This window comes from Acinetobacter sp. UBA1496 (assembly GCF_002324975.1).
Taxonomy (GTDB): Bacteria; Pseudomonadota; Gammaproteobacteria; order Pseudomonadales; family Moraxellaceae; genus Acinetobacter; species Acinetobacter variabilis.
The window spans coordinates 16,177-27,818 of the sequence record NZ_DCRI01000029.1 but is presented as its reverse complement, the minus strand read 5'-3'; the positions used below and the strand labels follow the sequence as shown (position 1 = coordinate 27,818).

Here is an 11,642-nt window from a genome sequence, read left to right as displayed (position 1 = left end):
TGCGTCTGACTACCCGACAAGAATGCAGCCAAAACCTCAGTCAAAGATGAGAAAAAGGAATTAGATAAAAAAGAAGCCGATAAGAAAGAAATAAAAATACCTGCTGTTGAACCGACAGTGGTTGCTGTCCCTGCTGCTCGTACAACTAGTATCGAAACGCCACAACAGCAACAGATGAAATTGTATGTAGCTGCACGTCGTGATATCAATAGCGGTAAGAACCTGAACAATGCCTGCAATAATGCCCAGCGTACCTATAACTATGGCAAATTACAGGGTACAGAAGGAACACGTGTCTATACTGAATCAGGTATGTTAGTGGCACGCTGTTTAAGCAGTATTCCAGTCTATGCTAACCGTATTCCAAATTCCAAGGTTCAGGCTAAACGAGTACTGCAGAATCTGGCCACCAACTATAACCATACTGGGGCGAAGAATAAGTTGAGACAGTTAAAATAAGTCTATTATTTTCACATGCAGTTTGATCATTTATTTAGCAGAGTAGATGCACATGAAAAGTCATCTACTTTAAGGATTGGTGATATTGAAAAAGGTATTTCTTAAGCATAGGCGAACTTAAAAGTAATATTTTTCTTTCGAATACCAATGATAGAAGATAAATAGTTATCCTATTGATAGGAATAACTATTAATTAGTATTAGGTTGCAAATCGAACCTTATTTCACAGTGAATCTCCCATCGCCATCTCAGATTTTCTCTTCTATATCTCCTGTTAAATACAAGCTAATTCAACGGCATATTCTAGAAATTATTGGTATATCTTTTGCTTAAAAATTATCAGTTTTGTGCTTATGGACTGAGTAAGAAAAACTAATTGATTTTTAACATACACAATAATGAGATTTATCGCTTGAGAAAACGTATTTTAAGTCATTTGATTCTTGTGGGTGCATTTCTACATTCGTCTGTGAGTTATGCAGTGAGTACAACTTCATTAAAATCGGCAATTGATCTGAATGCGATTGATCGGACGGTTGATCCAAAGCAGGATTTTTATCAATTCGTGAATGGAAACTGGCTGAAAACCGCAAAGATTCCAGAAGATCAGGCATTGTCGGGTGCATTTGCTGAAGTGAGTATGAAATCAACCCAGCAGTTATTTGACATTTTTAATGAGCTGGCTAAAAAACAGTATCCGCAAGGTAGCAATGAACAAAAGGTCGCAGATCTCTATGCCAGTTATATGGATACCGATCGGCTGGAACAACTTGGGCTTGAGGCATTGCAACAAGACCTGCAGCGGATTGAAAGTATCAAGACCAAAAAAGATCTGGCAGAGTTTTTTGCCTATGCGGAAAAAATCAATCTGAATTTGCCTTTCTCTACCCGTTTTTATCAGGACCGTAAAGCTTCTTCCAAGGCTATGATGTATGTAGGGCAAGGTGGCTTGGGGATGCCTGATCGTGATTTTTACCTGAGTGAGCAGCCTCGACAACAGGAAATTCGCAATACTTATCTGCTTTATATCGCCAATACCCTGAATTTTGCCGGTCAGCCTAAGCCGATTGAAGATGCTCGCACTATCTTGGCTTTGGAAAAGGCATTGGCAAAAATTAGCTGGTCCGCTGTAGAGCTACGTAATGATGAGGTGAGAACCTATCTCGTTGAGACTAAAAATATCATTAACTATATGCCTTCTTTTGACTGGATGAATTATTTCTCAGAACTGGGCTTAAAAGGTGCAAGAAAAGAGGTTGCGATCTCGCAGATTAATTATTTGCGTCAGCTGGATCAGTTATGGAAGGTCGTTCCAATTGAAACCTGGCAAACCTATTTGAAATTCAACCTGATCAATAGTTATTCACCATTTTTAACAGAAGTTTTTCAAAATCATCATTTTGAATTTTATGAAAAAACGCTAGAGGGTGTACAAGCACGTTCTCCACGGAAAGAGTCCGCTCTGGAACTCACTAACGGTATTTTAGGTAATGTGCTTGGCAAGCTCTATGTAGAAAAGCACTTTAATGAAAGCCAGCGCCCGGCCATGCTGGAAATGGTGGAAAACGTCCGTAAAGCCTTTCATCTGAAACTGGATCAGGCAGACTGGATGGGTTCGGACACTAAAAAACAAGTACGGCATAAGCTGGACAGCATCAATATTAAAATCGGCTATCCGAAAACATGGCGGGATTATTCAGCCCTAGAGATTCGTAAAGATGATCTGATTGGTAATATTCAGCGGACCCGGCTGTTCAATTACCAGCGTGAACTGGATCAGGTGGGAGAGCCGATTGATCCAGAAGCCTGGCACATGTCGCCACAAACAGCCAATGCTTACTATAACCTCAAGCTCAATGAAATCGTATTACCTGCGGCCATCTGGCAGGCGCCATTTTATTATGATGATAGTCATGATCCTGCAGTGAATTATGGTGCTATAGGGGCTGTTATCGCACATGAAATTAGTCATGGTTTTGACGACAGAGGAAGCCGCTTTGATGCCAAAGGCAAGGGTGAAGAAACCTGGAACGAGCGCGACCGTAAAAAATTCAATGAACGCACCAAAGCCTTAGTCGAGCAATATAAACAATACGAAGCTCTCCCAGGGCATAAGGTGAATGCGGAATTAAATAAAAGTGAAAATATCTCTGACAACTTGGGCTTAGGGATCGCTCATATGGCTTACAAGTTATCGCTCAAGGGTCAGCCAGCACCTGTCATTGATGGCTTTAGTGGAGATCAGCGTTTTTATATAGGCTGGGCACAAGTCTGGCGTAGTAAAAGTAATCCTGAATATCTGTTAAATAGCCTAAACCTTGCCAGCCATGCACCAGGTCATGTACGTGGCAATGGCGCTGTCCGTAATCAGCAAAGTTTCTATGAAGCTTTTGAGATTAAAGAAGGGGACAAGATGTATTTATCATCTGAAAAACGAATCTCCATCTGGTAACAGGTTTTAAAAAACAGGTCTGTTTATCTGAAAAGAGACAGGCCTATTTTTTTATCTAAACGACCAGCAGGCAGAGCCAAGACCAGTTTAAAAATTGGCATATATGCTGCTTGTAAAGATTTAAGTGTTTGATTATTAGGTCAACACGTATTGATAAATTCAACTGCGCAGTGAAGCGCGAGGATAGCAAGCTTTGAAAATTTTTCTAAAAACCGCATTGGTAAGTGCTTTATTAGCCGTTTCCTCTGCAAATTATGCTTCAGATCAAACCGCTATTGCAGCACTTGGCTCGGGGATTCATCTTCAACATTTTGATAAAAAAATCGCACCACAACAGGACTTCTATCAGCATGTAAACGGGCACTGGTTAGAGCATGAGGAAATTCCAGCTGATATGCCAAACTGGGGTGCATTCACAATTTTGCGTGAAAATTCGACCCAGCAATTACATGACATTGTAGAAGAGCTGGCGAAAACCAAATCGGAATATGGCAGCAATGAGCAGAAAGTGGGGAGCTTGTATGCCAGCTTTATGGACACGGAAACTTTAAATGCAAAAGGTATCCAGCCGCTAAAAGCAGATATCGCCAAAATTGAGGCCATGAAAAGCAAGAAAGATTTTACTTTGTTGCTTGCAGACTATGCAAAAAACCGTGTCAGCACGCCTTTTGAGTTTGGCGTGATGCCTGACTTGAAAAAGTCTGATCAAATGGCGGTGTTTTTGGGTCAAAGTGGTTTAGGTTTACCGGATCGTGATTACTATTTAAAAGACGATGAAAAACTGAAAAGTGCCCGTGAAACTTATGTTAAACACATTGCTAAGCTGTTGACGCTATCGGGTGAAACAGAGGCAGAAGCGGCTGCACATGCACAATCTATTCTGAAGTTAGAAACTGAAATTGCCAAAATTCAGTGGGATAACGTGCAGAACCGTAATCTCGAAAAAATGTATAACGTCTATACATTAAAAGACGTCAAAAGCCTGGTGCCAGAATTTGACTGGAAAACCTATTTTAAAGCGACGGGTTTAGACAAAAAAACCAAAACCGTAATTGTGGCGCAAAAAAGTTATTTTGAAGATTTAAACAAGATTTTAAGCAGCACACCCCTCGATGTATGGCAAACCTATTTCAAATTCCATCTGATTGATGGTGCTGCACCTTACTTAAGTCAGGAATTTGCTGATGCAAACTTTGAAATGTACAGCAAAACCTTACGCGGTGTGACCGAGCAACGGGCACGCTGGAAACGTGGGGTTGATATGACCAATGCGGTACTCGGTGAAAGTCTGGCACAAGTCTATGTCGCAAAACATTTCCAGCCTGAACAGAAACAGCGCATGGAAAAACTGGTAGAAAACCTGTTGCTGGCATTTGAACAGAATCTGGAAAAACTGGACTGGATGGGCGCGGAAACCAAAGCACAGGCATACCGTAAGCTGAAAAACTTTAGAGTGAAAATCGGCTATCCAAATAAATGGCGTGACTACAGCAAGCTGGAAATTAAAGATGGCGACCTGATTGGTAATCTGCGTCGTACCAACAGTTTCAATTATGACATCGCGCTGGATAAACTGGGCAAACCGGTCGATCGTGAAGAATGGCATATGCTGCCGCAAACGGTAAATGCTTACTACAACCCGATGGGCAATGAAATTGTTTTCCCTGCTGCGATTTTACAGCCGCCATTCTTTGATATGAATGCCGATGATGCCGTGAACTATGGGGCAATCGGGGCAGTAATTGGACATGAAATCAGTCATGGCTTTGATGATCAGGGCAGCCGTTTTGATGCAGATGGCAACATGAAAAACTGGTGGACAGAAGAAGACGATAAAAAGTTCAAGGAAAAAACCAAAGCTCTGGTCGAGCAATATAATGCTTATGAAGCGATACCGGGCTATCATGTCAATGGTGAACTGACCTTAGGTGAAAATATTGCCGATAACTCAGGTCTGGCGATTGCCTATGAAGCTTATAAACTGTCACTGAATGGCAAGTCTGCACCGGTGATTGATGGATATACTGGAGATCAGCGTTTCTATATTGGCTGGACGCAAGCATGGCGTGCCAAAGTTCGTCCGGAACTGGCATTACAGCTGTTAAAAACAGATCCACATTCACCAGCAGCCATTCGTGGCCGTGCGACCTTACTTAACCAGAAACCTTTCTATGAAGCCTTTAGCGTCAAGCAAGAAGATCCAATGTATCTGGAAGAAGATAAACGGGTAAAAATCTGGTAAGTCTGATTTCCTCATTCGGTTCCAAAAGTCCTGACTGATGTCGGGACTTTTTTTTATCTCTCAGGTTACAGAGTTCTACAGGTTTTCTAATTTTTTACATGCTACAAAGAAACTGCATTGTTCAAGCAGTTTGAACGGGTGAAAAAGGAAAGATTATGGGTTTTAAAGTTTTATCTGGTCTTCGGGCAGTCTTCATGACTACAGCATTACTGGGTGCAACTCAGATTGCGACAGCTGGTCCAACAGTTGATCAGCTTAGTGACTGTTTAATGAAATCGACGACAGCCACTGATAAAACCACAGTCTTGCAATGGACCTTTGTGGCATTGGGTAATCATCCTGATCTGAAAGCTTTTAGCAATGTAACCGCAACTCAAAAGGAAACGCTCGACAGAAATTTAGCAACGGTTTTACAGCGGATTCTGGTTGAGCAATGTCCAACCCAAACCAAAGCGGTCATTCAGGCTGAAGGAGTACAAGCAGTGGGCGAAAGTTTCCAGGAGCTTGGGCGGGTTACAGGTGAGGAAATACTGCAAAATCCGGAAATCAAAAGTCAGCTAAGTGGCGTACTCAAATATATCGATATGAGCAAATTGGTCACGACGTTTTTGACACCTGACGTGTGGAATAGATTAGGCCTCACCCGTTAATTAATTGCAGATGCAATAAAACTTAAACCGCAAAAACGTGGTTTAAGTTTTATAAAGCTTGCCTGGAAACAGTCGACCTCGAATTTCATCCCAGTTGGTCGACAGCCAGCAAATAAATGAACCTAAGGTGACCATCATCGTGCCGATCCAAAAGGTGTGAGATAAACTGGTATTCAGCACCCACATGGAAATGACAGACGAAAAAATCGGGCTAAAATAAGACAATGCGACCAGCATCGCGATATTGCCCTGGTTAATCCCGATATTCCAGGCTGCATAACCCAAGCCAGTTACGACTGACACCAGTAACATATACAGCATGATATTCAAGTCAATATTAAGAAGTTGTGGTAGTTGTTCGGGATCTAACAGCAGCGTCTTGCTCCAGAGAACCACACTTACCATCGCGAAAAAGAACACGATCGGGTTATGTCCTTGGCTGTATTTTTTGGTAAATACACAATATAGCGACCATAAACTCGCCCCAATAAATGCCAATATATAACTGGTCGGATTGCCTTGTATATTGTGAATGACGGTTGCTAAATGAATATCGCCGTTGCCCGTCTGGATATAAAAAATACCTGCCAGACTAATACTGAGCCCTACCACTACTAAGCTGTGAAATTTTAGTTCATGAAATAAAATCAGCATGGCAATGGTCATACTGGGCCACAGATAATTCACTAAACTAATTTCAATGGCTTGCTGTGCAGTTTGTGCAAGTGCTACGGCATAGGCAAAGCAGATTTCATACACCAGAAATAATGCAGCTGCACTCAGCAGATAAAATTTGGGTATGGTTTTGAGTTTGGGAACGCCAAAAACAGCCAGTAAGAGCAGGGTGCTTAAGCTATACATCATGAGTACAGCCAGGTCAGGTCCAATACTAAAACTGATTTTTTTGAGTAACCCCACGATAGACGACCACTGTAAAATGGCACTTAAGCCAATCAGCGTAGCGAGATTTTTCGACATGATAAGGGCGGGATGGGAGAATGTGCAGATTGTATTCCTGTTGAGTGATTTTCAATATGGGACAGACACGATTTTATGATCAAATTCAAAAAAATCGTTAACAACCGCTTTATGATTTGAATATCCCGATCATGAGTTTAATGATACAGAAAATTGGCGTGAAAATTAGCTCGATACCATCGGCAAGGTTGGCAATTTTGCTTTCTCTGGCTGTGAGTGTACGTGGTTTGATGGATTTACGTCTTCTTGACTGATATGCGCCAATGATGAATACAAGAATGATCAGGATAATGCTAAGTAAGATAATGTAATTTGGCATTTTTTTTTGTTTTTCTTCGGTTTGTTTTTGATTTTATAGCATGTTTTAAATCCTCTCTCTAGCCCTCATCCTTTCTTACACTTCGTTTTAAAAGCAATGCTTTAAAACTCGCTCAGGAGAGGGAAGACCGTGTATCCAATTAATCACATGACAAAGTCTCCCTTTTCTAAAGGGAGATTTAGAGGGATTAGCTAACTTTGGTAAGTTCTAAGTCTTCGAGTTTAGCGATGGAGGATACTTTTTTGATGGTCATAAATAAAATTAATTTAATAATTTGAATTATTCGTTGAAATTAAAAAAATTACCCCAAATTATCATAACTTTACAATTAAAAAGGATAATTTTTTGAAAACTAATATTCGAATGATTCAAGGGCCGTGGAATTTAGGTTTTGTTTTAGATAAGCATACTTTAGGAAGTGTTCATATTGGAGAATGGCCAAATGGTAAACCCAAATTTGATACAACTTACACAGAGGTTGGTAAGGCTGTCTTCTTATTAAAATATAGAAGCGATTACGGACAAGTTAAGCCATTAGTGGATACTTTAGATAAAGTTATCAAGGATGAAATAGAAAACAAAATTGATTTTATTTTTCCAATGCCGCCATCAGATTTAACACGTAGTCGCCAACCAGTTTTTGCTTTAGCTAAAAAATTAGCTGAGAAAATGAATGTAGGATATGCGACTAATGGTTTAATAAAAGGTAAGCTGGAAAAATCTTTGAAAAATGCAGCATCCAAGGAGGAAAAGCTTGCTCTTCTAAAAGATAAATTTTCAACACATCCATCTTTGTCGAATGAAAAAAATGGCCCTTTAAATATTTTATTGCTTGATGATTTGTTTGACAGTGGTGCTAGTATGGAAGAAGCATGTAAGGCTTTACAAGGCTGCAGCAGTATCCAGAAAGTTTATGTTGTGGCATTAACATGGAAATAATTTATGACTTCTGTTTTTATTGCAGGTTCTTTAAGTATTAAAAATATCAATCCATATTTTTTAAGCCGTATTGATAATATTATTAATGAAAATTTACCAATTATCATTGGTGATGCTGATGGTGTGGATAGGTCAATACAAGAATATCTTACGTATAAAAATTATGAAAATGTGACAGTTTATTATAGTGGTAATCAACTTCGAAATAATATTGGTAGATGGAATACAGAACAGGTATTAAGTGAGTTTCAAGAAGGTACTAAAAAATTTTTTACAGCCAAAGATATGGCGATGATTGCTTCAGCATCTTACGGTTTGATGCTTTGGGATGCAAAAAGTACAGGAACTTTAAAAAATGTAATTGAATTGGTTTCTTTGAATAAGAAATCTACTGTTTTTATTAATAAATTAGCTATTTTTCAACCTGTAAGAAATGCTGAAGAACTAGAAAAATTGGTTAGTTATATGGCAGATGGCTCGATTGAAAAAGCCAATCAAAAAATTAATTTAAAATCTAGATTGATAGAGTTAAGGAATAAACAAGTACAACCTAATTTACTATAAAGAAAACCCGCTCTAAAGCGGGTTTTTTTAAAGAAAGATCAGATCAACCAATCAATTTCTTCATCAATTCATTCACTTGCGCAGGGTTCGCCTTACCACGTGACGCTTTCATTACTTGACCAACTAGACCGTTGAAAGCTTTCTCTTTACCAGATTTATACTCTTCAACCATCTTCTCATTGGCAGCGAGAACTTCCTTAATGATTGCTTCAATCGCGCCTGTATCAGTTTCCTGTTTCAAGCCTTTTTCCGCAATAATCTCGTCCGCAGTTTTACCTTCTTCCCACATAAAGCCGAACACTTGTTTCGCGATCTTACCGCTAATGGTGTTATCGACAATACGCGCGATCATACCACCCAATTTCTCACTCGACACAGGAGAATCAGCAAGGTCTAGACCAGCTTTGTTTAGAGCACCTGAGAATTCGCCCATCACCCAGTTTGCAGCAATCTTACCTTGTGCAGCGCCACCAGCAGCCTTAACGACTTCTTCGTAAAATTCTGACATTTCACGAGTCAGCGTCAATACATGCGCATCGTACTCAGTCACACCGAAGTCAGCCACGAAACGCGCACGACGAGCAGCAGGTAGCTCAGGCATTTGCGCTTTAATCGCTTCGATTTGAGCATCTGGAATCACCACAGGCAACAAGTCTGGATCTGGGAAGTAGCGGTAATCGTTCGCTTCTTCTTTAGAACGCATTGAACGGGTTTCCATCTTCACAGGGTCGAACAGACGCGTTTCTTGATCAATCGTGCCGTCCCATTCCAGAATTTCCATTTGACGTTCAATCTCAACATTGATCGCTTGCTCAATGAAACGGAATGAGTTCAGGTTTTTCAATTCACAACGTGTACCGAACGGTTGACCTGGACGACGTAAAGACACGTTACAGTCGGCACGGAACGAACCTTCTGCCATGTTACCGTCAGAAATACCTAACCAGCGTACCAGTGTGTGAATCGCCTTGATGTAAGCAACTGCTTCTTCAACAGAACGCATATCCGGTTCAGATACGATTTCTAGAAGCGGCGTACCGGCACGGTTCAAGTCGATGCCTGACATGCCTTCAAACTGGTCATGGATTGATTTACCTGCATCTTCCTCAAGGTGCGCACGAGTCACGCCAATGCGTTTAACCGTGCCATCTTCAAGCTGGATGTCGATATGACCCAAGCCTACAATCGGGTTATCCATCTGGCTGATCTGGTAGCCTTTTGGAGAATCCGGGTAGAAGTAGTTTTTACGTGCAAATACAGAAGCCTGATCGATATACGCATCGATCCCCAGACCAAAGCGAATCGCAAGATCAACGACTTCTTTGTTCAGTACTGGCAATACGCCCGGCATCGCAAGGTCTACAAGGCTCGCCTGAGTATTTGGATCATTACCAAATTCAGTTGATGAACCAGAGAAGATTTTAGATTTAGTCGCAAGCTGAGTGTGAATCTCGATACCAATAACGACTTCCCAACCGTCAATCAGGTTAGATTTTGGTTTAGCAGCGTTTTTAGCCATTATGCATTCTCCTCAGCAATTGCAGCGCGTTTTGTATGCCAATCGGTTGCCTGTTGATACTGGTGTACCACAGACAACAATTGAGATTCTGACCAGTAGTTACCAATTAGCTGTAAGCCAACTGGCAAGTTGTCTTTGTCAAAACCAACAGGCGCGTTAATCGCAGGAAGACCTGCAAGGTTTATCGCGATGGTGTAGATGTCACCTAAGTACATTTCAACCGGAGACAGGTTTGCACCGATACGGTATGCAGTAGTTGGTGCAGAAGGCGCAGCAATAACGTCTACAGATTCAAATGCTTTTAAGAAATCTTGCTGGATTAAACGACGTACTTTCTGTGCTTTCACATAATAAGCATCGTAATAACCAGCAGACAGGGCATAAGTACCAATCAGGATACGACGCTGAACTTCAGCACCAAAACCTTCTGAACGAGAACGTTTGTAAAGATCGAGAAGATCTTTTGGCTCTTCACAACGGTAGCCATAACGCACACCGTCATAACGAGACAGGTTCGAAGATGCTTCTGCAGGTGCGATCAGGTAGTAAGTTAGAACATAAGCTTCAGTCATGTTGAGATCAATCTCAACCAGAGTTGCGCCCATTTCTTCCAGTTTTTTCAGTGATTCTTCAACGCGTGCTTTCACGTCTGCATCCAGACCTTCAACATTGAAGTACTGTTTTGGAATACCAATGCGCAGACCTTTTACAGAAGTACCGTTCAGGTTAGCAACGTAGTCATCAACATCTTTGTCTATTGATGTTGAATCTTTAGCATCGTGACCGGCCATCACATTCATCAGGTAAGCACAGTCTTCAGCCGAACGTGCCATTGGGCCGCCTTGGTCTAGAGATGATGCATACGCGATCATACCAAAACGTGATACACGGCCATAAGTCGGTTTTAGACCAGTCAGACCACAAAAAGATGCTGGTTGACGGATTGAACCACCGGTATCCGTACCGGTTGCAAAAGGTGCTAGATCAGCAGCCACAACCGCAGCAGAACCACCTGAAGAACCGCCTGGAACGTGATCTAGTGCCCAAGGGTTTTTGGTCGCGCCAAAATAAGAAGACTCGGAAGTTGAACCCATGGCAAATTCATCCATGTTCACTTTACCAAGTGTGACTAAGCCCGCAGCCTTACCTTTCGCTACAACGGTCGCGTCGTAAGGAGAGATAAAATTGTCCAGCATTTTAGAACCGGCAGTGGTTTTAATGCCTTGGGTACAGAAGATATCTTTATGCGCAATGGGCACGCCAGTCAGGGCAGTGGCATTGCCGGCTTTGATTGCAGCATCGGCAGCATCAGCTTGAGCTAATGCCTGTTCAGCAGTCACGGTCACATAAGCCTTGACCTGTGCATCAATTTTTTCGATGCGTTTTAAATAGTGTTGAGTCAATTCGCGGGATGAAAATTGAGCATTTGCCAAACCTTCAGTCAGTTCACGAATGGATAAGCGGTGTAAATCTGTCATGGGAAATAATTCTTTACGTTTAATTTAATAAAAAGAATGAAC

At 41.3% G+C, this 11,642-nt stretch carries 8 protein-coding genes and 1 pseudogene; 6 read left to right on the top strand and 3 right to left on the bottom strand.

Annotation, left to right across the window (positions count from 1 at the left end):
• Positions 1–12: 12 nt before the first annotated feature.
• The 4 genes and pseudogenes from B3143_RS03190 to B3143_RS03175 all read left to right on the top strand — a co-directional run.
• Positions 13–459 (top strand): annotated as a pseudogene (locus B3143_RS03190) (hypothetical protein); the annotation flags it as partial.
• A gap of 412 nt (positions 460–871) precedes the next feature.
• The gene (locus B3143_RS03185) at positions 872–2,911 is read left to right on the top strand and encodes a M13 family metallopeptidase (protein WP_262477636.1); all 2,040 of its coding nucleotides are present in this window, start codon (positions 872–874) and stop codon (positions 2,909–2,911) included.
• A 193-nt stretch (positions 2,912–3,104) separates the two neighbouring features.
• On the top strand, positions 3,105–5,153 hold the full coding sequence (locus tag B3143_RS03180; protein ID WP_262477635.1) for a M13 family metallopeptidase: 2,049 nt from the start codon (positions 3,105–3,107) through the stop codon (positions 5,151–5,153).
• A 155-nt stretch (positions 5,154–5,308) separates the two neighbouring features.
• Positions 5,309–5,803, top strand: coding sequence for a hypothetical protein (locus B3143_RS03175; RefSeq protein WP_262477634.1), 495 nt, complete (start codon positions 5,309–5,311; stop codon positions 5,801–5,803).
• 42 nt (positions 5,804–5,845) lie between these two features.
• Here the strand turns inward: B3143_RS03175 and yddG are convergent, their stop codons facing one another.
• Entirely contained in the window at positions 5,846–6,781 is a 936-nt protein-coding gene (gene yddG / locus B3143_RS03170) for an aromatic amino acid DMT transporter YddG (protein ID WP_262477633.1), read from the bottom strand.
• 664 nt (positions 6,782–7,445) lie between these two features.
• On the opposite strand from yddG, the gene B3143_RS03165 reads away from it, so the two are divergent.
• Entirely contained in the window at positions 7,446–8,039 is a 594-nt protein-coding gene (locus tag B3143_RS03165; protein ID WP_262477631.1) for a ComF family protein, read from the top strand.
• Between the two features lie 3 nt (positions 8,040–8,042).
• Positions 8,043–8,603 (top strand): hypothetical protein, encoded by a 561-nt coding sequence (locus tag B3143_RS03160; protein ID WP_262477630.1) that lies wholly within the window; start codon positions 8,043–8,045, stop codon positions 8,601–8,603.
• Positions 8,604–8,646: 43 nt separating this feature from the next.
• Here the strand turns inward: B3143_RS03160 and gatB are convergent, their stop codons facing one another.
• Together gatB and gatA are read right to left on the bottom strand one after the other, a co-directional pair.
• The gene (gene gatB, locus B3143_RS03155) at positions 8,647–10,122 is read right to left on the bottom strand and encodes an Asp-tRNA(Asn)/Glu-tRNA(Gln) amidotransferase subunit GatB (protein WP_034703392.1); all 1,476 of its coding nucleotides are present in this window, start codon (positions 10,120–10,122) and stop codon (positions 8,647–8,649) included.
• Positions 10,122–11,600: an Asp-tRNA(Asn)/Glu-tRNA(Gln) amidotransferase subunit GatA gene (gatA, locus tag B3143_RS03150; protein ID WP_262477629.1), complete on the bottom strand. Its 1,479-nt coding sequence runs from the start codon at positions 11,598–11,600 to the stop codon at positions 10,122–10,124. Before gatA ends, gatB begins: the two co-directional genes overlap by 1 nt.
• Positions 11,601–11,642: the final 42 nt, after the last annotated feature.